The sequence below is a fragment of the Flavobacterium sp. GSB-24 genome (assembly GCF_027924665.1).
In the GTDB taxonomy this organism is placed as follows: Bacteria; Bacteroidota; Bacteroidia; order Flavobacteriales; family Flavobacteriaceae; genus Flavobacterium.
This window is the reverse complement of sequence record NZ_AP027043.1, coordinates 1,027,948-1,051,324: the sequence shown is the minus strand read 5'-3', so window position 1 is coordinate 1,051,324 and position 23,377 is coordinate 1,027,948. Positions and strand designations below refer to the sequence as shown.

The following is a 23,377-nucleotide window of genomic DNA, read 5'->3' as shown; positions in this document are numbered from 1 at the left end:
AATATCATTAATTTAAACTTGAGTTCTCTTCCACTTCCCTCTCTTATAGAAAAAGATTCCGGCTAAAGTAATCGCAGTTTCAGCAACAGGAATTGCAATAAAAACTCCCGTTGGTCCCATATTAAAATGTTTTGCCAACACATACGCCAGTGGAATTTGGAACAGCCAAAACCCAAAGAAATTAATTCCAGTTGGTGTCCAGGTATCTCCCGCTCCATTGAATGTGTTTATTAAAACCATTCCTATTCCGTAGAAGATAAAACCGATGCTCATAATTTGAAGTGCTTCGACAGCAATCGTTTTTACCATTTCATCATTGGTGAAAAAGGATATTATATATCTCCCAAAAGCAAGCGTAATAACCATAATTGTCGCCATGAAAATCACATTATAACGCGCAGTTGTATAAACCGATTTTTCGGCACGTTCAATTTGTTTGGCGCCTAAATTCTGTCCAACCAAAGTCGCTGCAGCATTACTTAATCCCCAAGCTGGGAGAATAAAAAACATCATAATTCTCAGTGCCGTTTGATAACCTGCAGAACCATGATCGCCACCAGTTGTTGCGACTAATTGTGCTAAGAAAATCCAGCTGCAAGAAGCAATTACAAATTGCAGAATTCCAGGAGCCGCGATTTTTACTAATGCCTGAATTTGTTTAAAATCTGGAACAAAATATGGAATCTTAATTTTTAAAATTCCATTTCCAAAAAACAAATGATAAACCTGATATAAAACGCCGATGCTTCTTCCGAAAGTTGTTGCCAAAGCAGCGCCAACCAATCCGAAAGCAGGAATTGGCCCTAAACCGTTAATTAAAATTGGACATAAAATAATATTGCAGATATTGGCAATCCAAAGACTTTTCATGGCGATTGCCGCATTTCCTGCACCGCGAAAAATTCCGTTAATCAGGAACAAAAGCATAATGCATAAACTAGATCCAATCATAATCTGTGTGAAGTGGAAACCATGTTCAGCTGCTTCAGGAGATGCTCCCATTAATAGCAGAATATCTTTGGCATAAATAATTCCCAAGATACTCATAACGCTGTTTACAGCAATTGCGACAATGATCGCCTGCATTCCTGCTTTTGCAGCCGCGACTGGATCTTTTTCTCCAATTCGTCGTGCTACAACTGCGGTTGCCGCCATACTCATCCCGATTGCAAGAGAATATATAACTGTTAGTACAGACTCGGTTAATCCAACGGTTTGAATAGCAAAACTGCTATGCTCTAAATGTCCGACAAAATATAAATCGACCAGAGCAAAAACCGATTCCATCATCATTTCTAAAACCATCGGAATGGCCAATAGAATAACGGCTTTTTTTATACTTCCAGAAGTATAGTCAAATGATTCGTCGCCATTTAAGGCTTGTTTTAATGTGGTAAAAATTTTAGAAAATAAACTTTTCTTTATAGATGTTTCTGTCATGATATTTTAGGATAAATGATAAAATTCGTCCAGATGCTCTATGATCTGAACTAAAAAAATAAAAACGTAAGTATCCTAATTATTCTAAAAAATAAAGTAGGATTAGGCAGAAACAATCATATGCTGTAGATTTTCAAGGCGGTAAATATAAGTAATATTTTTAAAGAAGAAATTAATCCAGCAATTTTTTGCTTACTCGGCTGCTTGCAATTAATGAGGCTACAAATCCAAGTATCACAATAGTTGTCATTACAATTAGAACATTTTCTAGTGAAAAAACAACTGGATAAGCTAATGTTGGCGTAATCATTATCAGTTCATATTGCTGCTGTAATATCACTAGGATTATACCCAAAATAAGTCCGATTAAGCCACCAAAAAAGCTTAACAAAGTTCCTTGAAGCAGAAATATTTTTCTAAGATTATTGATTTCTGTTCCGAGATTAAAAAGTGTTTTAAGATTTCCTTTCTTCTCTAAAATCATCATAATCAATGCTCCTACTAAATTAAAAAGAGCCACGATTATCACCAAAGTAAAAATCAAATACACTACTATATTTTCGGTATTCAGCATTTTATATAAAGATTCGTTTAATTGCGCTCTGTTTTTTAACGTAATTTTATTTTTAAAAATAGCATTGAGCTGAGTCTTTACTGCATTTTCATCTGCATTTTCTTTGAGTTTAAATTCAATTCCAGAAATTTGATTGGTTTTATACATTAATAATTCTTGTACTAAACCTAAATCTGCAAACACATACTTTGAATCTAAATCTTCGCTTATAGAATAAATCCCAACAGGCAGGACATCGGTTTTATTGAAAGCTTCTTCCGGATTTTCGATTGCACCTTTTCCAGGTTTTGGGGCAAAAATCTGCAACGGATTCTCAAAATCGAGAATTCCCATAGAAAAATTCTGAGCTAAACCGTATCCAATCACAACTTGATAGCTGTCTGGTTTGAGCCATTGACCGTTGTACAATTTTTTCTTAATATCATTGACAACTGCATAATTGCTATCAACTCCTTTTAGATAAGTAACTTGCTGTTTATCTTTAAACAAAAATAAAACACGCTCTTCTATAATTTTGGTGTAAGAAGCAACGCCGTTAATTTTCTTAATCTGACTTTCCTGATCTGGTGTGATTAAAAATGATTTTCCGTAAGTGCTCACCAGTTTTAAATCGGGATCAATTTCGTTTGTAAACGAAAGGCTAAAAACTTTTAATCCGCTGAAAACAGATAAAACCACAAACAAAGCCATCGTGCCAACAATGATTCCCATGCTGGCAATGCGGTTAATAATATTGATAGCATTGTTTTTGCTGCTGCTAAAAATATAACGTTTGGCTATGTAAAGGGGGAAATTCAATTTATGATTTTCTTCTTTTTTCTAAAAGATCACGATTCTCTATTGGGTTTTCTTTTCCAGCTAAAGCATTGTCGATTTTTTCGATATAATCTAAAGAGTCATCGATAAAGAATACCAAGTTTGGTACACGACGTAATTGCAAACGTACACGTTGTGATAAATCGTGTTTAATCAATGTTGTATTTGATTTGATCCCTTCTAAAGTTTCTTGTGCTTTTTCTTGAGGAAAGATGCTTAAATATACTGTTGCCACAGATAAGTCTGAAGTTACACTAACTTTGGATACCGAAATTACCAGATTAGTAATTCCGTTTTTTCGCACTTCACCTTGCAAAATGTCAACCAGATCTTTCTGAATAACACCGCCTATTTTTTTCTGTCTATTTGTTTCCATACTGCAAAAATACTATTTTTAAATTCAATCGTATAATTTCAGCTTAACGAAAGCAGTAATTTCTATTTAGGATAAGTTCAATTTCAGATTAATTTTTCTATTTCATAAAAAAAGGAGCAAAAAAGCTCCTTTTAAATTTTATCTGTTTTGTAACCATCCTTCTGGATTATTATTTGATGTATTTTGAAGAATTAAGAATTTAATAATTGTTTTTCCAGTGTCTCCACTTGTTCTTACTTTTCCAATACTTTGTTTCACTTTTACTTTATCACCTTGCTCAACAGACACCGAACTTAGGTTTTGGTATACCGTAAAATAATCTCCATGTTGAATAAAAACGGCTCTGTTTACAGGAGACAATGCAATAACTTTTGATACCACTCCCTCAAATACTGCTCGAGCTGTTGCTCCTTGTTCTGTAGTAATCTCTACTCCTGAATTATGAACAGTTAAAGAAGGATAAAGTGGATGCGGCTGATCTCCATAACCAAGCGATATAAATCCTTTTTCCACTGGCCAAGGCAGTTTCCCTCGGTTTGCTTTAAAATCTGCTGCTAAAATTTTACCCTCTGGCGTTAATGTAATTTTATCTGATGAATAACTTTTAGTTGTTGACGCCTCTGCTTTTTCTGCTTCGGTAGCTTTTCCCTCGGCTATTTTTCTACGTCTTTCTTCTTCAGCTCTTTGATTCGCTAATCTAATTTGTTCACGAATAAGATCTTTGATTTTTGCATCAATTCTTCTAGATTCCTGCTGTTTGGCTTTTGTATCAGCAATAATTTTATTTTTGTCTTTTTTAATCGTGTTAACAAGCTTTTGCTGTTCTTTCTTTTCTTCTTCTAAGCTTTTCTTTTCTTTTTCATTCTCAGCAATAATTTTTTTCTTAACTTGTCTTTGTCCGTCAAGTTTTGAATTGTAATCTACTAATTCAGCGGTTTTAGACTGAATTTCTAAACCTTGATTTTTTCTGTAATTCGTATATTGTTTTAAGTATTGCGCTCTCTTGTAAGCCTGCAAAAAACTTTCTGAAGATAAAATAAACATTGCTCTACTCTGTTCAGAACGGCTTTTGTAGGATTTCAAAATCATTTTTGCATAATCCTCTTTTAATACTGCCAATTCTTTTTTGAGCTTATTTACCTTAACCTGATTAATATACATATCGTTACTCAGGATTTTTTCCTGTTTAGCGGTTGTATTAATTAATTTCTCTTTTAATTTGATTTTGTTTGCCTGAATTAAATATTCATTCACAGCAGATTTCTCTTTTTTTCGAACAGACTGAAGCATCTTTTCATTGTCTCGGATTTCCTGTTGAATTTGAGCTTTACGCTGCTCCAGTTTTTCTTGCTGTGAATCCTGTGCCCATATAAATGTAGTGGCACAAATTAAAACTAGGCTTAGGAGAAATTTTGGCATGTTTCTATTTTTATTTTTGCAAATTTATTTAATTGTAACTTTTTTATACCCACTTGGAACACTATATGGGAAAGAAAGTTCTTCGTTAAATGAAATATTATTGTAATTCAAATTAATACTTGTTTTTCCTTTTGGCTGTACCGCATTTATTTCGATACTTGTTGGAAGCGTTCCTTGATCAAAAGTTTTACTATCTGAATACGCTATCTGTAAATTTCTATTTTCAGATGGTTGTGAAATCTCTTCTTTCTGAATTAAATATTTTTCGCCATCTAAGAAGAATGTTTTTTTCAAATTAGCGTCTTTTTCTTCATCCAGTCTAAAAAGGTTTTCTACAATTGTCTGCGTATATTTTCCTTTTCTTAAATCGTCAAAAGCTTCTCCAACCAATAAGTTTTGAACTTTACTGTAATCTAGATCTGTTCCAAGCCATTTACTTAAGCTTGTAAAATCTCCTTCATAATAAGTGCTGTTTATTTTTTCATAATAACTTACTGCAGAAGGTGTTATTAATGCTTTCGCCATTGTAATTCCTAAAAAGCGAACACTTATTAAAATCTGTTTGTCTTTTTCGATTCTAATTTCGGCAGTTACATTTTGACTTTGCTTTTCATCAACATATTTTGCGCTTGCCTTAATATATAAAGTAGAAAAATCTAGTTTATTATCGTAATGTTTTTCGATTATTTTCTTGTCTTCTTTTGGCGCAATTGTCTGGCTTGTATTACCTTGTACTGCAACGGCTTTCGATTTACACGAAATTACAGCAGTAGAAAGTATTAATAGTATTATATATCTTTTCATCTCAATTCTCTTTTACTTTTTTTTCTTTAATAATTCATTTGCCTTCAAAAAGTATTCCTCTTTTTTCTTTGCATCTCCCAATCCATTATATGCCTCTCCTAATTGAATATTAAAATTTGCTTCTAGTTTTACATCATCAACAACATAATCCAAACCCATTTCTAAAACGGTTTTTGCATTTTTAAATTGCTTTTGCTGATTGCTTCCTAAACCTGCATAGTAATAAAACTGTGCCTGACTCGGATACACTTCAATCAACATCATCGCTCTTTTTGTCATTGGATCAAACTGTTTGGTCTGCGAATAAGCTTCCAGCAATAACATATTGGTTTCAAGATCTGTATCTGAATGCGCGCTTAAATCTTTTTCATAATATTTAATCGCATTTTCAAATTGACCTTTGCTATGGTAAAACTTTCCTATTTCTTTTGCAACATCAACTTCTTTATCGTTGTCAAAATAAGCAATTGCTTTTTCTAAATCTGGAGCATACTGCGGATTTTTGTTTACATAAATCAAAAATTCGTTCAAAGTTCTATGTTTGATTTTTGAATCAATTTTTGAACTTGCTAAAATCACATTCATTGATTTTATGGCTTTATCCGCTTGATTGGCATCCAAATATGTTTTGAATAAACTCACTTGAGCCCATTCTGAATTCGGAATTTCTTTTGCTAATTGTTTCGCAACCTCGAGTGATTTCTCGTTTTCATTATTTTTTGAATATAAGAAAATAAGATTCACATAATTGGATTCTTCTTTTGGATCTTTTTTAATCTGCTGAACCAAATTGTCAATTTCAGCATTTTGATATTTCCCCTGCGATAAAATTTGAGCTTTGTAAATTTCACGATCGGCAGACTTTCCGAACTTATCATTCATTTCGTTAATCGCAGTCAAAGCTTTGTCGTACTGATTTGTTATCATATATAATGAAATCAAATCGTCTTTGTACTCTTCGTCAAAAACTATTATTTTTTGAATGGTTTCAATTGCCAGCGGATAATTTTTTGTCTCGTAACTTACATCATAAATCCCAAGCCAAAACCATTTATTTTTAGGATCCAGCTGCGTAGCTTTTTCAAAAGCATCTTGTGCGTTTCGATATTCTTTGAGTGCCAGATAATTTTTTCCTAATTCAAAATAAGCCACTGCGTCATTGGGTTTTAGTTTGATACATTTCTCCAATGACACAATAGCTTTATCATAATTTTCAATTCCTTTTTGTTTTAATGATTCATAAAATGAGTCTTGATATTCATCTGTTGCCATAGCAATATCTTCGGGTTCTGTCTGTGCAAAAACCGAAACCGATGTGCTGAATAAAGCAAAAAACAAAACTGTAAAAACTCTTTTTTTGATCATTATAAAAATTACATTTTAAACAAAAACGAAATTTTATCCCTATTTATTCTAAAACTGAATAATCTCCAATACTTACACTAGTAAATTTACCATCATAACTTACATGATTACCAATCATTGCGTTATCTAAGTTAGCATTTTTAATTTGAGAATACGTTTGAATTAAGCTATTTTTAATAGTACTGTCAATTATGTGGCAACCTTTTCCAACTGAAACATTTGGACCAATTGTTGAATTTTTCAAGACAACATTTTCTCCAATATAACACGGCGGAATAATTGTAGCGTTTTCTAGTTTCACGTCATAATCAACTAAATGTTCACCGTCGTTATGTAAAAAACCTAACATTCTAGTATTGGTTTCGACAGTAACATCTTTGTTTCCACAGTCCATCCATTCGTCAACACTTCCAGTTTTAAAAACTTTACCGTTGGCCATCATGGCTTTGATTCCATCATTAATCTGATATTCTCCTCCATTTTGAATATTATTATCCAAAACATTTTGAAGTTCATTTCTTAAAACTCCAACCTCTTTAAAATAATAAATCCCGATAACTGCTAAATCACTTACAAACTCTTTTGGCTTTTCAACCAATTCTATAATTTCATTATTTTGGTTTAGTTTCACCACACCAAAAGCTTCCGGCTGTTCTACTTGTTTTACCCAGATTACAGCATCTGCTTCAGGATCTAATTCAAAATCAGCTCTAATCAAAGTATCTGCATAAGCAATTACAGCTGGACCAGACAGAGAATCTTTTGCACACATAATTGCATGACCTGTTCCAAGCGGTTGATCTTGACGATAAATTGAAGCTTTTGCTCCTAAACCTTTGGCTAAATCTTCTAAACTTTTTACGACATCATCTCCAAAAAAAGCTTCGTCGCCTAAAATAAATGCAACTTCTTCAATAGGGTCTTTTAATATTTTAGCAATATCTTCAACTAAACGATGTACAATAGATTTTCCAGCAACAGGAATTAATGGTTTCGGAACCGTTAGTGTATGAGGCCTCAATCTCGATCCGCGGCCTGCCATTGGCACAATTATTTTCATTCTTTATTTGATTTTTATGGGAAGATTAAAAAATCTTCATTGGGTTTGGTCTTTCTTTTTTTAATTTTTCCGAATTACAGAAAACTATTTAACTCCAGTACTTCCAAAGCCTCCTTCACCTCTTGATGTTTCAGAAAGTGTTTCAACTTCAATCCATTCTGCTCTTTCGTGTTTTGCGATAATCAACTGCGCAATTCTTTCGCCATTTTCAATTACAAAATCATCATTAGATAAATTTACTAAAATTACTCCTATTTCTCCTCTGTAATCTGCATCAACAGTTCCTGGCGAATTTAAAACTGTTACTCCTTTTTTAGCAGCTAAACCGCTTCTTGGTCTAACCTGGGCTTCATAACCAATTGGTAATTCAATAAAAAGTCCTGTTTTTACAATAGCTCTTTCTAAAGGTTTTAACGTAATTGGTTCTAAAATATTGGCACGTAAATCCATTCCTGCAGAAGCAATGGTTTCGTAATTTGGTAAATCATGCTGCGATTTATTGATAATTTGTATTTTCATTTTTAAATATAAAATTTTTAATCCCGGCTTACTTTCTCTTCAATATTCCTTTTATAGTATCTTTTTCAAAGTGGTAAACTAAATACATAAAAGCTAAAAGAAGTGGAATTCCAACATAATATTTTTCTCTAAATCCATAAAATGAAATTATCGAAAATAATATCGAAACGCCTAAATAAGCGCCAATCTTGTTCATGTCGTAAGGAATAGGATAATACTTATTTCCTAATATATAAGAAATAAGCATCATGCTGCCATAAGCCGAAATAGTCGCAATTGCTGAACCATAATAGCTGTATTTTGGAATTAAAAAATAATTTAAAACCAAAGTAACAATAGCACCTACAATAGAAATGTAGGCACCAATTTTTGTTTTATCTGTAAGTTTGTACCAAACCGATAAGTTGTTATAGATACCCAAAAAGAAATTCGCCAAAATAATAAGCGGTACAACTTTCATTGCTTCCCAATAGGATTTATTATCTAGTAATAAGTATTTTAAAACATCTGCAAAAACTATAACTCCTAATAGAATCAGCGAACCCAATATCACAAAATATTTGGTAATTACGGCGTAAGTCTGTGGAGCATTTGCATTTTTTGCGTGGCTGAAAAAGAATGGTTCGATTCCTAATCTAAATGCTGTTGCAAAAAGAACCATAAATAAACCTAACTTGTAACAAGCAGAATAAGCTCCAACTTCAGATTTTGCCAAATTTTCTGGAAGCAAATACCCTAATAAGATTTTATCAAAATGTTCGTTGACAGCAAAAGCCAATCCTGCAACCAAAATAGGAAGTCCGTATTTCATCATTCTTCTCCAAAGTTCCGGATCAAATTTTCGTCCAAGCGAAAGATAATTAGGAGAAAGAACTATAAAAGTTGCTAAACTCGCCAAAAGATTTGCAATAAAAATATAAGCGATCTGGAAATTTTCGACATATAAATTATCCCAAACTGAATTAGGGTTTGAGGCTGCTAATTTTGGCAGGTACATTAAAAAGAAAATATTCAGTAATAAATTGATTACCACATTTCCAATTTTAATTGCTGCATAAACCATTGGCCTTTGGTTCGCTCGTAATTTAGAAAATGGAATTAAAACCAATGCATCCAAAACCAAAATCCAAACCGTATAGGTAACATACTGAACATCTACTTCTGCTAAACTTGCTAAAGTGTTTCTAAAGATTAAAGCAACAAATAGAAAAATAATTGATGTCCAAAAAATCGAAATTGTAGAAGTCGCTATTACATTTTTCTTATCTTCTTCAGCACTATAAAATCTAAAAAAAGCGGTTTCCATTCCGTAAGAAAGAACTACGTTAAAGAAAACCATCCAAGACAATACTATCGACACCTCGCCATATTCGGCAGTAGGTAAAATTCCTGTATATAATCTCACTAATAAAAAACTCAGCATTCTCGGTAAAACTGTTGCCAGTCCGTAAATTGCTGTTTGCTTGAATAGATTTTTATATAATCCCAAAATATAATTGTAATAATGTTTGTAAGACAAAAATAACCATTTCTTTTGTTTAATGGTGCTTTTGTTTGATGCAATAAAGAAAAGTTCTAACTCTTTTACACCGTCATTTTCTTTTCATCCAAAATTTTCACGAAATGAAATCCTCTTGGGGCGTAACCTTGATTGTAATAAAATCTGTGTGCTCCAAAATTTCCAGTAAATGCATCTAATACAATACTGCTGCAATTTAATTCTATTGCTTTTTTCTCGATATAATCAGTGAGTAGTTTTCCAATTCCTTGAGATCGATATTCTGGATTAACAACAAAATTATCAATTTCGAGATATTTGCCTGTCCACAATTTTGTTGCCGACCAGCATCCTGTAATTCCTAAACATTTATTATTTTCAAAAACGCCAATTTGAGTATAATTATGCGGAATCATCTCCAAAAGAAAAGATTTATATTTTTCTAAAGTGATATTGGGATATAGAAATCTGATGGTTTCAATTTGAGCCAGCATTTCTTCAATCGTAGTAATTTCAAGTATTTGTAAAGCCATTTTAATAGAATAGAATTCAAAATTAATTATTTTTTCTGAGCCATTTATATAATAACCAGAACACTAACATGTGAAATATATAAATTTAAGTTAAAAATTATGTAACTTTTTTTAAACAGTGTTTTCTTAAATTTGCTTCATAGGGATTGAGAAAGCTAAATACAACCCTTATAAAAAAGGAAGCACTGGGACTAATAAAGCTTGTTTGTTCCCATAAAAGACAAAGCACAAGGGATTGATTCTGCTGTATTGTAACCCTTTAAAAAACAGAGCACTGGGACTAATAAAGCTAGTTTGTTCCCATAAAAGACAAAGCACAGGGATTGATTCTGCTGAAATGTAACCCTTAAAAAAACAGAGCACTGGGACTAATAAAGCTAGTTTGTTCCCATAAAAGACAAAGCACAGCAGAGTTATCTGTCAATTTTTTATAAAATGGTAGTGATTCTCAAATTTTGAATAATCTGAGAATCACCATTTTATAAAATTATTATTAAAAAAGAAAAAACTTCCATAAAAGAAAAAGCCAGCTTTCGCTGGCTTTTTCTTTATATAATATGAATTGATTTATCCATTTAAAGCTTCTGCTCCACCAACAATTTCTAAAATCTCACTAGTAATAGCAGCCTGACGCGCTTTATTGTAAGTTAATTTCAATTGGTTTCTCAACTCAGTTGCATTATCTGTAGCTTTATGCATAGCAGTCATACGTGCTCCATGCTCAGAAGCAAACGAATCACGAATACCTTTATACAATTGCGTTTTTAAAGACTTAGGAATTAAAGTCAATACGATTTCTTCTTTACCTGGTTCAAAAATATAATCTCCAGAAGAAGCTGCTGTACCAGTAGTATTAATAGGAGCTAACGGTAAAAACTGTTCTACTTGAACGATTTGAGTTGCTGCATTTTTAAACTGATTGTAAACTAATTCAATTCTATCGTATTCTCCAGATAAAAATTTCTCAGTCAAATTATCTGCAATTCCTGCAACATTTTCAAAAGTTAAATGATCAAAAATTGCATTATGATGACCGTGAACTTTATGAGTTTTGTTTAAAGCATCATTTCCTTTTTTACCAATAGCAAAAACATCAACTTGCTTTCCAGCGTAAAACTCTGTACGGTTTTTAATCTCTTTAATAATATTTGAATTGAATGCACCACATAAACCTCTGTTAGAAGTTATAGCTACAAGCAATACTTTTTTTACTTCACGTTGTGTTGTGTAATCTCCTCCAACTTCACCTTCAAGTGTAGCAGAAAGATCTTGCAATAACTCCGTTAATTTCTCGGCATAAGGACGCATTGCAGTGATTGCATCTTGTGCTTTCTTAAGCTTTGCAGCAGAAACCATTTTCATAGCCGATGTAATCTGCATCGTCGATGAAACGGAAGTAATTCTATTACGGATTTCCTTTAAATTTGCCATCTATTAATTAGAAAATGTGACAATTTGAAAATTAGATAATTAGAACTAAGTCTTATTATCTAATTTACTTATTATCTTATTAGTTATATTTTGCTGAGATTTCTTTTGCTGCTTTTTCGATAACATCTGTAATGCTGTCATCTAATTTACCAGCTTTCAACGCGTTAAGCGTATCTTTATGTTTACTGTTTAAGTAAGCTAAGAAATCAGCTTCAAATTCTTTTACTTTTTCTACAGGAACGTTTCTTAACAAGTTTTTAGAACCAGCGTAGATAATAGCTACTTGGTTTTCAACTGTATAAGGATCATTTAAACCTTGTTTCAAGATCTCAACGTTTCTTTTTCCTTTTTCAATTACATTTAAAGTAACAGAATCTAAGTCAGAACCAAATTTAGCGAAAGCTTCTAATTCACGGAATTGAGCTTGGTCTAATTTTAAAGTTCCAGAAACTTTCTTCATAGATTTAATTTGAGCATTACCTCCAACACGAGATACAGAGATACCTACGTTAATTGCAGGACGAACCCCAGAGTTGAACAAATCTCCATCAAGGAAAATCTGACCATCTGTAATCGAAATTACGTTTGTTGGGATATATGCAGAAACGTCACCAGCTTGAGTTTCGATAATTGGTAAAGCAGTTAATGAACCACCACCTTTTACGATAGATTTGATAGAATCTGGTAAATCGTTCATGTTTTTAGCGATACCATCATCAGCAATTACTTTACAAGCACGCTCTAATAAACGAGAGTGTAAGTAGAAAACGTCTCCAGGATAAGCCTCACGTCCCGGTGGTCTTCTTAATAAAAGAGAAACCTCACGGTAAGCAACAGCTTGTTTAGATAAATCATCATACACGATAAGTGCTGGACGACCAGAATCTCTAAAGTACTCTCCAATTGCAGCACCAGCGAATGGAGCATAAACTTGCATTGGAGCTGGGTCAGAAGCATTTGCAGCAACGATAACTGTATAAGCCATTGCTCCTTTTTCTTCTAACATTTTAGCGATTCCTGCTACAGTTGAAGCTTTTTGCCCAATTGCAACATATATACAGAATACAGGTTTTCCTGCATCGTAGAATTCTTTTTGATTTAAGATTGTATCGATACAAACAGTTGATTTACCTGTTTGACGGTCACCAATAACAAGCTCACGTTGTCCACGACCAACTGGGATCATAGCATCAACAGCTTTTACACCTGTTTGTAATGGCTCAGTTACTGGCTGACGGAAGATAACACCAGGTGCTTTTCTTTCTAAAGGCATTTCGTATAAGTCACCACCGATTGGTCCTTTTCCATCAATTGGAAAACCAAGAGTGTTAACAACACGTCCTACCATTTGCTCACCTACTTTAAGAGAAGCAATACGTTGAGTTCTTTTTGCAGTAGATCCTTCTTTAAGTCCTGTTGATGGTCCTAATAATACAACCCCAACATTATCCTCTTCAAGATTCAATACGATACCTTCCATACCGTTATCAAATTCTACTAACTCTCCATATTGTACATTAGACAGCCCGTAAACACGAGCAATACCGTCTCCAACTTGAAGTACTGTTCCTACTTCCTCTAGCGTAGCACCAGATTCAAAACCTTCTACTTGCTTTCTTAATATTGCTGAAATTTCAGCAGGTTTGATTTCCGCCATCTTAATTTATAATTTAGACACTTTTTGTGTTATAAAAACTAATTACTTAACTCTCTTTTTAATACTTGTAATCTGTTTGCAACAGAAGCGTTGTATTGATTATCGCCTATTCTTAAAATAAATCCACCAATAATTGAAGGATCTACTATATTTTCAATTGTAATTTTTTTGTCTGATAAAGTTGCAACTTTTGCTAAAACCTTAGCTTCTAAAGCAGCATCCATTGGAATGGCAGTTGTAACTTTCGCTACTTCAACACCATTACTTTCATCAAACAATTTATTGTATTCTAATGCGATTGCATTAAGAATTTCAAATCTTTTGTTTTCAAATAATAAATGAAATAATCCTTTTGTTACTCCATTTACATCTGCGAAAACTTCTAGAAGAGCACTTTCTTTAACTTCAACTTTTGTTGTTGGGTTTTGGATAAAGGTACTCAATTCTGTATTAGTATCGATTGCTGCTGCAATTGATTTCATATCGTTATTGACAGCTTCGGCAACACCTTTAGAGTTTGCTAAGTCTAGAATTGCTTTTGCATAACGAATTGCTGCTCTTGTACTTGCCATAATCTTAGTTTAACTTTACGTCACCTAACATTTTCTCAACTAATTTAGTTTGAGATTCTTTGTTAGATAATTCTTCTTTCAATAATTTCTCAGCAATACTTAATGATAAAGTTGAAACTTGAGATTTCAATTCTGCCATTGCAGCATTCTTTTCGCTTTCGATAGCAGCTTTAGCTTGTTCGATCATTTTTTGACCAGCCTCTTGTGCTTCGTTTTTAGAATCAGCAATCATTTTCTCTTTCATTTCACGAGCTTCTTTTAGCATCGCGTCACGTTCTGCACGAGCTTCATTCAAAATTCTTTGATTGTCAGCTTGTAAATTTTCCATTTCTCTCTTTGCGTTTTCAGCAGAAAGCAATGCATTTTTAATACCTTCTTCTCTTGCAGTAATAGACTCCATAATTGGTTTCCATGCAAATTTCACCAAAAGTAAAATTAATACTAACAAGATTAAAGCTTGCCAAAAGAATAAACCGAATGAAAAATCGTTAATTAACTTATCCATTTTATACTATATTAAAATATTTAATTTCTTTTTTTAAAAGGTAACAACACCTTTAACCAACCGTTAAAGATGTTGTTAGTTTTTTCTTTATTAGTTTTTTCCTAAGATCAAAGCAGCAAATGCTAAACCTTCTAATAAAGCCGCGATAATAATCATCGCAGTTTGAATTTTACCAGCAGCTTCTGGCTGACGAGCAATAGCGTCCATAGCAGATCCACCGATTTTACCTAAACCTAAACCTGCACCGATTACTACTAAACCAGCACCTACTAAAGTTGGAATTGTTCCCATAACTATTTATATATATAAAATTAAACTTCTAAATTAAATAATTGCTGTTTCATCTTCGTGGTGGTGAGCATGATCATGATCCTGAACAGCCATACCAATAAATAGTGATGATAACATCGTGAAGATAAACGCTTGTAAAAATGCAACTAAAACTTCAATAACAGAGATAAACAATGTTAAACCTAATGAGATTGGCAAATCTGCTGCTAAATTTTTACCTACGAAAATCATAGCGATCAAACTCATAATTACTACGTGACCTGCAGTAATGTTTGCATACAAACGAATTAATAATGCAAATGGTTTTGTTAATGTTCCTAAAACTTCAATTGGTGCTAAAATAATTTTCATTGGAACTGGTACTCCTGGCATCCAGAAAATGTGTCCCCAATAATCTTTGTTTGCACTAAATTGTGTAATGATGAAAGTAAATGCTGCTAAACAAACTGTAATAGCGATGTTACCTGTAACGTTAATTCCTAGTGGAGTCATTCCTAATAAGTTTAACAACCAAACAAAGAAAAATACAGTTAATAGGTAACCCATATATTTACGGTATTTTTTCTCACCAATATTAGGAACAGCGATTTCGTCTCTAATAAAAATAATAAGTGGTTCTAAAACTCTACCAAATCCAGTTGGGATTGGTCCTTTTTTATATGATCTTGCTAAAGCAGTAAACATTAAAAATAATAGTACTGCAACGAAAAGCATTGACACTACATTTTTTGTAATAGAAAAATCTAATGGTTTTTCATTTTCTGGATGTCCGTGCTCATTAAAATTAATTGTGCCGGCAGCATCTGTTTTGTAAATTTTACCGTGAACTAATTTGTAAAAGTTTCCGTCAACTTCTGCAACTGCTTCACCGTGGTGTAATTTTGAAGAAGAGAAAATTTTCAATCCTCCATCAATAAGTATAACTGGTAATGAAAAACCATAATGTTTGTTTTCTTTCTCATCTGAGAAGAAAACAAAATCGTGAGAATCTTGTAAGTGATGATCAATAAAAGCGTCCACTTTTGCTTTTGGATCAAGAGCAGCATGCTCTCCTTCCTCAGGGGCATTGTGTGAAACTACTTTCTCTTCATGAGCTGTTTCAGTTTGAACATGCGTTGAGTCATTCTCTGGATTTGCAAAACCCATAATTGGTAGAGAAGCTACAAAAGCGGCAAGAATAAAGCTGAGCGGTTTGTTTGAAATCACCATATCGTGGAAAATCTTATTTTTTTACGTTTCTAAAATTTGGTGCAAAGGTACATTTTTTATTAATATTCAAAAGGATATGAAAAATTATTTTTAAACCTTGTTTTAAAGAATTGTTATTTTAACGCTTTTCATTTAATAATCGGACAGTTAAAAGCGTCTGAAATAACAAAAACAGCACAAATGTTATAAAAAAACTAATCTTTTCAACATCGGTTTCTCCAGTTTTGATTTTTAAAATTGGCTGCAGAATTAAATATCCCAATAACATTTGTGCAAAAGTTCCAAATAAGAACGTCATCCCGACGATTTCAAAATTCTTCTTTTTTACTATTAATAATATAAGGTATAATAAAGCCGAAATTCCGAAGAAGAATAAATACTGTAATTCTAAACTGTAATGAAAGTTTTGAATATTAATTTCACAAAAAAAGAAAATTGCTTTGTGTAGAATATAAGCTGTTAAAGCAAAACAAAATAAATAAAATACCGGTTTGTAATTTTTTAAAAGCATTTGAGATAATTTTTGCGCAAAGATGCAACTTTTATCTTAAGCTGTTTTTACTAAAAACTACTTTGTCTTATTAATATCGTTTACCTGGCGAATTACATTATATAATGCGACTCCAACTCCAAGCATAACAAAAATGGTATTGTAATATACTTTGGGACTTGGATGCTTTTCGTCAAGCCAAGTTCCAAAGTAAGAGAATACAAAAATAATAACTCCCATTTGAAAAGGAATATTAATAAATGCAAGCCATTTATTTCTTCTATTATTATTCGGTTCCTTTTCCATCTTTTAGGGTTACTTCTTTATTATGAGTAAGCATGGTACAGGTTGCTGTAAAATCGGCTCCTGGTTCTATAGAAAGTTTTCCTACTGCTACTTCTCCATGTATTTGAGCAGTCGATTTAATATTAAGGATTTCAAGAACTTTTATTTTTCCATGAAATTCTCCTTCAATATCCGCATTATTACAAATAATTTCTCCTTTGACAGCTCCTTTTGCGCCTATTACAATTTTTCCTTGTGAAGTAAAATTTCCAATCAATTCGCCGTCTAATCTAAAATCGGCTTTTGACACTATGTCTCCTACTATCGATGTTCCTTCTACAATACGATTTGTTTTTCCTAATTGCTCTGTTCCGCTTTTTTTTACTTTTTCAAACATTATTATGGGGTTTTTGGGGTCAAATAGGCTTCGAGGTTCTTTTTAATTTGAACCACTTTGTAATTATCTGTTGATATAATAACAGCAGGATGTGCAATTTTATATTTTTTGTCATCTCTCAAAACTCCCGCAACATCTTTAGCATAAGCTTCAGATTTTAAACCATGAATAATTACAAAACTTTCAGATTGATTGTATTTATCAAAAGAAGTTGTTAAGCGTTCAAAATTTTCAACTAATAAAAATACTCTAATCGCTTCTTCAATTTGTTTAAGCGTTTTAGTATCACTATTAGGAACTGCATATAAAATTTTCCAGCTTTTGTTGTCTACTGTTGTAAAATTTAATCTTTCTAAAGCCGGCACTTGTTTCTCTAGAATTTCTCTTGCATTTTTACCCTCTTCACTATTCGGATAATTATCGGCTACATTTTCAAGTCCTTTTTTATAAGCTTCTAAACCATTTACTTTTCCTAAAGTATTGGCTTTTAATAATTCATATTTCGAAACGATATCATCTCCAGAATATTGATTGATCAAATTATCAATATTGGCTAAGACTTCATCAAATTTTTCTTCTTCAAAAAGTTTATACCATTTTTGGTATTCTTTGTCTGGACTTGAGTTAGGATCTTCTGCTCTATTATTTAAAATTTGAGCATATCTTGAAGTTGGATATTTAGATGAAATTTCTGCTTTTATCTCTTCTGCTCTTTGTGGATTTGTAATTTGGTAAATTTTATACAAATTATACATCGTCGGCAATACCAGTTTTTCTTCTGGATTGTTGCGCAGTAATTGTTCTAGTTTATCACTAGCCAAATTATATTCTTTAAACTTCTCCTTATATATAAGTCCTAATTGGTAGTATGCAAAATTACGTTCTATACCAATACTGTCCATTGCTGGCTGTGACGTAGGAAGTTGTTTTACATAATAGGCTACAGTATATTTTTCTGCAACCACTGTATCTTGTAAAGCATTTGCAACATCTTTAGTATTGATGGTATCGTTCATTGCATCGTTGTTAGCAGATTTTATTCCTGCCAATCTCCAGTTGCCGCCCAATGTTCTATTACCCCACATTTTTTTAAATTGCAATTTTCCATAAGCAACCGTTGTTGGATTATAGAAATAAAATGTGCTTCCGTTTTCATTTGCTCCAGGAGGCATTCCTACTCCCTCTGGTTCTACAGGTTTTCCTAAAGACTGTGGATTTACAGCTCCATTTCCTGAAATCTGTGCCTGGGAGTTTAAGTCGATATTTGCTAAACGCTCTTTTTCTTTTTCTTCTAAAAGTCGTTTGGCTTCATCTTTCTTTTTTAACTCTGCAATATAATTTTCGAAATAAATCTTTTTCTCAGTTGCCGGCAGATTGTATACCTTAATTATACTATCATTGCGTTTTGCAATAGCTTCGTACTTAATTACATTATCAAGGTTTTTTCTGTTTTTTTCTATAAAGGCGTATTCTCTGGTTTTAGGATCTAATTTCACCAATGTACTGTCATAATATTTAGCAGCCATTGTATAATTTGTATTTTTAAAATACATGTTCCCAATGTTTCTGTATGCAGAAGCCACCAAATATGGATCTTTTGATTTTCTTCCTAAAGACTTGTTATAAAACTTTAAGGCATTTTCTTGATCTTTCTTTTTATCATAAAAAACTCCCATTTCGTAAAACAGCACATCATAATAAGGGCGATTCTCTCGGTCAGTAACAAGTTTATTAAACATTTTTAAAAAGATGGTATCATTATCTTTTTCATAATCATACAACTGTGCTTTTTTAGCGTACGCGTGCATCATATATTTACGATCTGCTTTTCGATTCAAATCGATTACACCATCATAAAAATAAATTGCACTGTCCCGTTTTCCTTGTTCCTGATACATTTGGCCAAGAATAAAACGGTATCTAGCTCGCTCTTCATTCTTTCTTGTAAATTCCTCAGCAATTCTTAGTTTGGCAACAGCACTATCTTTTTCTTCTAAATTTATAAAAGCTTCAGCCAGAAGAGCATTAGCATCAGCGTAAGTCTGTTTGTCTAAATCTATATTTTTGAGCAGCAGCTTAATGTTTTTTAACGCAATGGCATCGTTACCTAAACGCATATTGGTTTTTTCGCGCCAGATTTTAGCAGTATAAATATTATTGCTGTTCGGATATTTGTATAAAATATAATTGAATGCTTCAACTGCAGGAATAAAACGCTGATCGTAATATCTTGCTTTTCCGAGCATTAAATACGCTTCGTCAATTTGTGAATTTCTTTCCCTGCCTCCAATATTCATGGAGTGTTTTTGAATGGCTTTGGTCGCTTTTGTTTCTGCGCGCTCAAAATCTGGATTTTTAGCTTTTTCTCCTTCAGAAAAATTTTCGTCAAACTGCATTTTTTCAATTGGCAGTAATTTCCAAAAATTATCTTGATCATTGGCTTGAATAGATTTTAAGCCTTTATCTAGACCAATTCCTCCATTGTACAAAATATTATATTTCGTGCCAACAGAATGCGAAGTTCTAGACAAAAAGGTATTTTTTTTGGTAGAACAAGCTATCAAAAAGAATAAAAAAACGAAAGTAAAACTATATTTAAGAGTATTCTTTTTCAATAGAAAAGAGTTTAAAACAGATAACTACTAAAAATCGATTTTAGTATATAGACTTGTAAAAATACGCTTCTTTTTGTAATCTAAAAACTTATACCGCAAAAAACGATTCTAGTTCCTGCAAGGTCTCTTTTGAAGTTTTGATATCCTTTACAATTTCTCCTTTATTAAGGGCTACAATTCGGTCGCAAACCTCTACTGTATGCTGTAAATCGTGGCTTGAAACTAAAACCGTAACATTTGGATTATCTGCTAGATCTTTGATGATTTTTTTTAACCTGCTGACAGTAGTTGGATCTAAATTGGCAAAAGGCTCATCTAAAATAATAACTTCTGGATTACCTATAAGTGTAGCAATTATACCTACTTTTTTCTGATTTCCTTTAGACAAGTCTCTTAGATACTTTTTATTTTTTAAAATTTCTCCATTAAAAAATTCTTCATGCTGAGCTAATAAAGCATCAACATCAGCTTTATTTTGATTGCGAAGATCTCCAATAAAATAGAAATATTCTTCTGGTGTTAAATAGCCGATTAAGAAACTTTCGTCAAGAAATGAGCCGGTAAAAGATTTCCAATTTTCACTTGTATTTACCTGAATATTATTGTTATGAATACTTCCTTTTGAGGGTTGAATTAAATCTAAAAGAAGGCTGAAAAATGTGGTTTTTCCTGCGCCGTTGTTTCCTACTAATCCGAAACTTTGTCCTTTTGGAATTTCAAGATTTTCTATGTTTAAAACTGTTGTTCCGTTATAATTTTTTATAAGTTGATTTACTTGTATCATTTTAATTTTAGATTTTAGATTGTTGATTTTAGATTTCTAATTGATGATTATCAAATTGGCACATTTTAACTTTTTTGTTTATAAGCATTTATTGTACTGTACTTTTCGATTTTGTATCTTTTTTCGATTAAAGAAAAAACCTTATCTCTAAAAATAAATCCTAAAACACCTGCACCAGCCACTAACCCTAATCCAAGATTTTTGTTGTTTAGATAAAGTCCGATTGAGTACAGCGCTAAAGGCAGTAAAATTTTTGGCAGCGAAAGAAGCATAGCATTAACATTGAACGCTTTTTTATCTCCAAAAGCTCCGCCGGCGTTGCTTAAATCGATTGGCGTTTTGGTAAATGCACCGCCTAAAAGAACTAAATGCGAGTTGACTCCTATATTATAAATTGCTCCAACGACAATAGTTAAATACACTTCCCAGCCGTAAAAAAGATAAAACGAAGCCAGAATTGTAGAAATGAAAGTTGCAATAACAATCAGCCACCACTTAGAGGTAATGTAACCACGATACGGAACATTTTGTGTCATCAATAATTGATAATAAGAACTATCCCAGCTTGGCACAAACTGACCAAATACAAACAAGAATCCGCCTGAAACAAATATGCCCGCAAAAATGTGCATTACTGCTGGTTGATGCGAGTTTGCAAAAAATATTAATCCATAAAATAAAAAGAGAAAACTCATAAAAATAGTAGTTTTCGATCTCTTATTTCTTTTGATGAGTTTAATATCATTTTTAAGAAATGTCCCCAAGGTTCCAAATTGATTCAGCCAAGTAAGATTTTCTGTCGAAGCAATGTCTTGTTTTACAGATAATCCAGCATCTAGATATAAATTTTTCTTGAAGTATTTAAAAGTAAAAGCATGCAGCACGATTAATACTAAAATCGGAATTAAAAACACTCCTTCTATGTCGTAAAAATTTTGAAAAAACGGAGTTGTAAAAGTCGTAATATCAAACAATTTATAATATTGTGCTCCTGCTAAAGCCAGAATCAATACTACAAAAACAGCAAATAATTTATCGATATTACTTAATATAATATTCAAAAAGTTATTGATGTAAATTATGGCCATAATTCCCAAATGCCAGAAAACAATTCCAACAACATCATATCCGTTCAAAATTAATACAACCGAAAACGGAATAAAAAATAAGGCATGCACCCAATTAAAAAAAGACAAAACTGTTTTGCCTAAAGAAAAATGCACAATCGTTGGTTTTTTAAAGGGTAAAACTAATAATGGTTTGATATTTAAAACTGGGATTGACTGCAGTAACAACCTAATTATCAAATCGAATAGAAAATAATAAATCAGAAATTTGTTAATGGTTACTAATGGTTCTAATTTCATGTCCTTTAAAACATAAAATGCTCCAACTCCCATTCCGATAAAAATTAATGAAAAATAGATCATTAAAAATCCAATTATAATTTTCATTGTTAGGTTTTTACCAAAAGATGCCGATCTAATAAAGGCCTTCCATTCTAGGTAAATAAACTTCTTAATCATGGTTTATAGTTTTAGTTTCTGTGTAGTAAGAGATCAAATGTAGGAAAACGTTACAAAAAAAGTTAAAAAAAATAATTTCGTGCTAATCATTTAACACTGGTTTGCTACTTTTGCAGAAAAATTCTAACATGCCTTCATTCTTAAAACTTATAATTAAAGAGGTAAAACGCGAAACTGCAGATGCTGTTTCTATACTTTTTAATGTTCCCGAAGAACTAAAACCAGATTATAAATTTATAGCTGGTCAATATATAAACTTAAAATTAACTCTTGATAACCAAGAAATTAGACGTGCTTATTCTATTTGTTCTGCACCAGACAGCGGCGAATTAAGAATTGCTGTCAAAGCTGTAAAAAATGGTCTTTTTTCTCAGTTTGCCAATACAAAATTAAAATCAGGAGATGTTCTTGAAGTGGGTCAGCCAGAAGGAAAATTTACTTTTGAGCCTGATGCTGAAAGACAAAAAAATTACGCCGCATTTGTTGCAGGAAGTGGTATTACTCCGGTTCTTTCTATCATAAAAACGGTTTTAAAAAATGAGCCAAAAAGTTCATTTGTATTGGTTTATGGAAATAGAACTCCAGAAAACACTATGTTTCATCAAGAACTTCATGATTTACAATTACAATATGTAGGCAGATTTTTTGTGCATTACGTATTTAGTCAGGCAAAAGCTGAAAATGCTTTGTTTGGAAGAATTGAAAAATCTGCTGTGAATTTTGTTTTAAATAACAAACATAAAGAACTTGAGTTTGATAAATTCTTCTTGTGCGGACCAGAAGAAATGATCAATACTGTTTCTGATGTTTTGAAAGAGAAAAACGTAAAAGAATCTGCTATTAAATTTGAGCTTTTTACTTCTTCTTCTGAAGAACACATAATTCAAGGTTCTCAAGAAGGGCATACAAAAATTACGGTTTTGGTAGACGATGAGGAAACTACTTTTGAAATGTCTAAAAAACAGACTATTCTAGATGCTGCTCTAAAACAAGGAGTTGATGCTCCGTATTCTTGCCAAGGCGGAATTTGCAGCAGCTGCTTAGGACGTGTTACTGCAGGATCTGCCGAAATGACTAAAAATTCTATTTTAACAGACAGCGAAATTGCCGAAGGATTAATTTTAACTTGTCAAGCGCATCCAACTTCTGAAACTATTTATGTTGACTACGACGATGTTTAGTATTTAGAAATTTCAATATTAAAAAATCCA

The 23,377-nt window shown here is 32.4% G+C and carries 23 protein-coding genes; 1 reads left to right on the top strand and 22 read right to left on the bottom strand.

The genetic code is table 11. The features are described 5' to 3' along the window. Positions 1–12 precede the first annotated feature (12 nt). From QMG60_RS04775 to QMG60_RS04670, 22 genes are all read right to left on the bottom strand, one after another. Complete coding sequence (locus QMG60_RS04775; RefSeq protein ID WP_281867042.1) at positions 13–1,440, bottom strand: MATE family efflux transporter; 1,428 nt, start codon at positions 1,438–1,440, stop codon at positions 13–15. A gap of 172 nt (positions 1,441–1,612) precedes the next feature. Next, complete coding sequence (locus QMG60_RS04770; RefSeq protein WP_281867041.1) at positions 1,613–2,812, bottom strand: FtsX-like permease family protein; 1,200 nt, start codon at positions 2,810–2,812, stop codon at positions 1,613–1,615. Position 2,813: 1 nt separating this feature from the next. After that, the gene (gene rbfA / locus QMG60_RS04765; protein WP_057115514.1) at positions 2,814–3,206 is read right to left on the bottom strand and encodes a 30S ribosome-binding factor RbfA; all 393 of its coding nucleotides are present in this window, start codon (positions 3,204–3,206) and stop codon (positions 2,814–2,816) included. Between the two features lie 138 nt (positions 3,207–3,344). Continuing rightward, positions 3,345–4,625 (bottom strand): peptidoglycan DD-metalloendopeptidase family protein, encoded by a 1,281-nt coding sequence (locus tag QMG60_RS04760; protein ID WP_134138827.1) that lies wholly within the window; start codon positions 4,623–4,625, stop codon positions 3,345–3,347. A gap of 24 nt (positions 4,626–4,649) precedes the next feature. Beyond that, positions 4,650–5,429, bottom strand: coding sequence for a DUF4292 domain-containing protein (locus tag QMG60_RS04755; RefSeq protein WP_134138825.1), 780 nt, complete (start codon positions 5,427–5,429; stop codon positions 4,650–4,652). A 12-nt stretch (positions 5,430–5,441) separates the two neighbouring features. Next, positions 5,442–6,794 (bottom strand): tetratricopeptide repeat protein, encoded by a 1,353-nt coding sequence (locus QMG60_RS04750; RefSeq protein WP_281867039.1) that lies wholly within the window; start codon positions 6,792–6,794, stop codon positions 5,442–5,444. A gap of 43 nt (positions 6,795–6,837) precedes the next feature. Then, complete coding sequence (locus QMG60_RS04745; protein ID WP_057115510.1) at positions 6,838–7,854, bottom strand: sugar phosphate nucleotidyltransferase; 1,017 nt, start codon at positions 7,852–7,854, stop codon at positions 6,838–6,840. Between the two features lie 84 nt (positions 7,855–7,938). Next, entirely contained in the window at positions 7,939–8,373 is a 435-nt protein-coding gene (gene dut / locus QMG60_RS04740) for a dUTP diphosphatase (protein WP_057115509.1), read from the bottom strand. Positions 8,374–8,401: 28 nt separating this feature from the next. After that, positions 8,402–9,862 (bottom strand): oligosaccharide flippase family protein, encoded by a 1,461-nt coding sequence (locus QMG60_RS04735; RefSeq protein WP_057115508.1) that lies wholly within the window; start codon positions 9,860–9,862, stop codon positions 8,402–8,404. Positions 9,863–9,957: 95 nt separating this feature from the next. Then, the gene (locus tag QMG60_RS04730) at positions 9,958–10,404 is read right to left on the bottom strand and encodes a GNAT family N-acetyltransferase (protein WP_281867038.1); all 447 of its coding nucleotides are present in this window, start codon (positions 10,402–10,404) and stop codon (positions 9,958–9,960) included. Between the two features lie 567 nt (positions 10,405–10,971). Next, entirely contained in the window at positions 10,972–11,835 is an 864-nt protein-coding gene (gene atpG, locus QMG60_RS04725) for an ATP synthase F1 subunit gamma (RefSeq protein WP_281867037.1), read from the bottom strand. A 79-nt stretch (positions 11,836–11,914) separates the two neighbouring features. Beyond that, the gene (gene atpA, locus QMG60_RS04720; RefSeq protein ID WP_057115505.1) at positions 11,915–13,492 is read right to left on the bottom strand and encodes a F0F1 ATP synthase subunit alpha; all 1,578 of its coding nucleotides are present in this window, start codon (positions 13,490–13,492) and stop codon (positions 11,915–11,917) included. Between the two features lie 38 nt (positions 13,493–13,530). Continuing rightward, complete coding sequence (gene atpH, locus QMG60_RS04715; RefSeq protein ID WP_113677015.1) at positions 13,531–14,064, bottom strand: ATP synthase F1 subunit delta; 534 nt, start codon at positions 14,062–14,064, stop codon at positions 13,531–13,533. 4 nt (positions 14,065–14,068) lie between these two features. Next, positions 14,069–14,569 carry a F0F1 ATP synthase subunit B gene (locus QMG60_RS04710; RefSeq protein ID WP_026727280.1) on the bottom strand — a complete coding sequence of 167 codons (501 nt, stop codon included), beginning with the start codon at positions 14,567–14,569 and terminating at the stop codon, positions 14,069–14,071. 90 nt (positions 14,570–14,659) lie between these two features. After that, a complete protein-coding gene (atpE, locus tag QMG60_RS04705; protein WP_026727281.1) occupies positions 14,660–14,860 on the bottom strand; it encodes an ATP synthase F0 subunit C in 201 nt (66 codons plus the stop codon). 33 nt (positions 14,861–14,893) lie between these two features. Continuing rightward, entirely contained in the window at positions 14,894–16,069 is a 1,176-nt protein-coding gene (gene atpB, locus QMG60_RS04700) for a F0F1 ATP synthase subunit A (RefSeq protein WP_281867036.1), read from the bottom strand. Positions 16,070–16,187: 118 nt separating this feature from the next. Next, on the bottom strand, positions 16,188–16,580 hold the full coding sequence (locus QMG60_RS04695) for a hypothetical protein (RefSeq protein WP_281867035.1): 393 nt from the start codon (positions 16,578–16,580) through the stop codon (positions 16,188–16,190). Positions 16,581–16,637: 57 nt separating this feature from the next. Then, complete coding sequence (locus QMG60_RS04690; RefSeq protein WP_057115500.1) at positions 16,638–16,865, bottom strand: AtpZ/AtpI family protein; 228 nt, start codon at positions 16,863–16,865, stop codon at positions 16,638–16,640. Then, the gene (locus QMG60_RS04685) at positions 16,846–17,241 is read right to left on the bottom strand and encodes a polymer-forming cytoskeletal protein (RefSeq protein ID WP_057115499.1); all 396 of its coding nucleotides are present in this window, start codon (positions 17,239–17,241) and stop codon (positions 16,846–16,848) included. Before QMG60_RS04685 ends, QMG60_RS04690 begins: the two co-directional genes overlap by 20 nt. Positions 17,242–17,243: 2 nt before the next feature. Continuing rightward, a complete protein-coding gene (locus QMG60_RS04680; RefSeq protein WP_281867034.1) occupies positions 17,244–19,856 on the bottom strand; it encodes a tetratricopeptide repeat protein in 2,613 nt (870 codons plus the stop codon). A gap of 88 nt (positions 19,857–19,944) precedes the next feature. Further along, positions 19,945–20,640, bottom strand: coding sequence for an ABC transporter ATP-binding protein (locus QMG60_RS04675; protein WP_057115497.1), 696 nt, complete (start codon positions 20,638–20,640; stop codon positions 19,945–19,947). A gap of 65 nt (positions 20,641–20,705) precedes the next feature. Next, entirely contained in the window at positions 20,706–22,166 is a 1,461-nt protein-coding gene (locus QMG60_RS04670; RefSeq protein ID WP_281867033.1) for a DUF5687 family protein, read from the bottom strand. A 128-nt stretch (positions 22,167–22,294) separates the two neighbouring features. Between QMG60_RS04670 and QMG60_RS04665 the strand changes: the two genes are divergently transcribed. Further along, positions 22,295–23,347: a ferredoxin--NADP reductase gene (locus QMG60_RS04665; RefSeq protein WP_281867032.1), complete on the top strand. Its 1,053-nt coding sequence runs from the start codon at positions 22,295–22,297 to the stop codon at positions 23,345–23,347. The last annotated feature ends 30 nt before the right edge of the window (positions 23,348–23,377 follow it).

Coding starts and splice junctions, on each gene's coding strand:
- QMG60_RS04775 (WP_281867042.1), bottom strand. CDS start 1,440: ATGACAGAAACATCTATAAAGAAAAGTTTATTTTCTAAAATTTTTACC.
- rbfA (WP_057115514.1), bottom strand. CDS start 3,206: ATGGAAACAAATAGACAGAAAAAAATAGGCGGTGTTATTCAGAAAGAT.
- QMG60_RS04760 (WP_134138827.1), bottom strand. CDS start 4,625: ATGCCAAAATTTCTCCTAAGCCTAGTTTTAATTTGTGCCACTACATTT.
- QMG60_RS04755 (WP_134138825.1), bottom strand. CDS start 5,429: ATGAAAAGATATATAATACTATTAATACTTTCTACTGCTGTAATTTCG.
- QMG60_RS04750 (WP_281867039.1), bottom strand. CDS start 6,794: ATGATCAAAAAAAGAGTTTTTACAGTTTTGTTTTTTGCTTTATTCAGC.
- QMG60_RS04745 (WP_057115510.1), bottom strand. CDS start 7,854: ATGAAAATAATTGTGCCAATGGCAGGCCGCGGATCGAGATTGAGGCCT.
- dut (WP_057115509.1), bottom strand. CDS start 8,373: ATGAAAATACAAATTATCAATAAATCGCAGCATGATTTACCAAATTAC.
- QMG60_RS04730 (WP_281867038.1), bottom strand. CDS start 10,404: ATGGCTTTACAAATACTTGAAATTACTACGATTGAAGAAATGCTGGCT.
- atpG (WP_281867037.1), bottom strand. CDS start 11,835: ATGGCAAATTTAAAGGAAATCCGTAATAGAATTACTTCCGTTTCATCG.
- atpA (WP_057115505.1), bottom strand. CDS start 13,492: ATGGCGGAAATCAAACCTGCTGAAATTTCAGCAATATTAAGAAAGCAA.
- atpH (WP_113677015.1), bottom strand. CDS start 14,064: ATGGCAAGTACAAGAGCAGCAATTCGTTATGCAAAAGCAATTCTAGAC.
- QMG60_RS04710 (WP_026727280.1), bottom strand. CDS start 14,569: ATGGATAAGTTAATTAACGATTTTTCATTCGGTTTATTCTTTTGGCAA.
- atpE (WP_026727281.1), bottom strand. CDS start 14,860: ATGGGAACAATTCCAACTTTAGTAGGTGCTGGTTTAGTAGTAATCGGT.
- atpB (WP_281867036.1), bottom strand. CDS start 16,069: ATGGTGATTTCAAACAAACCGCTCAGCTTTATTCTTGCCGCTTTTGTA.
- QMG60_RS04695 (WP_281867035.1), bottom strand. CDS start 16,580: ATGCTTTTAAAAAATTACAAACCGGTATTTTATTTATTTTGTTTTGCT.
- QMG60_RS04690 (WP_057115500.1), bottom strand. CDS start 16,865: ATGGAAAAGGAACCGAATAATAATAGAAGAAATAAATGGCTTGCATTT.
- QMG60_RS04685 (WP_057115499.1), bottom strand. CDS start 17,241: ATGTTTGAAAAAGTAAAAAAAAGCGGAACAGAGCAATTAGGAAAAACA.
- QMG60_RS04675 (WP_057115497.1), bottom strand. CDS start 20,640: ATGATACAAGTAAATCAACTTATAAAAAATTATAACGGAACAACAGTT.
- QMG60_RS04670 (WP_281867033.1), bottom strand. CDS start 22,166: ATGATTAAGAAGTTTATTTACCTAGAATGGAAGGCCTTTATTAGATCG.
- QMG60_RS04665 (WP_281867032.1), top strand. CDS start 22,295: ATGCCTTCATTCTTAAAACTTATAATTAAAGAGGTAAAACGCGAAACT.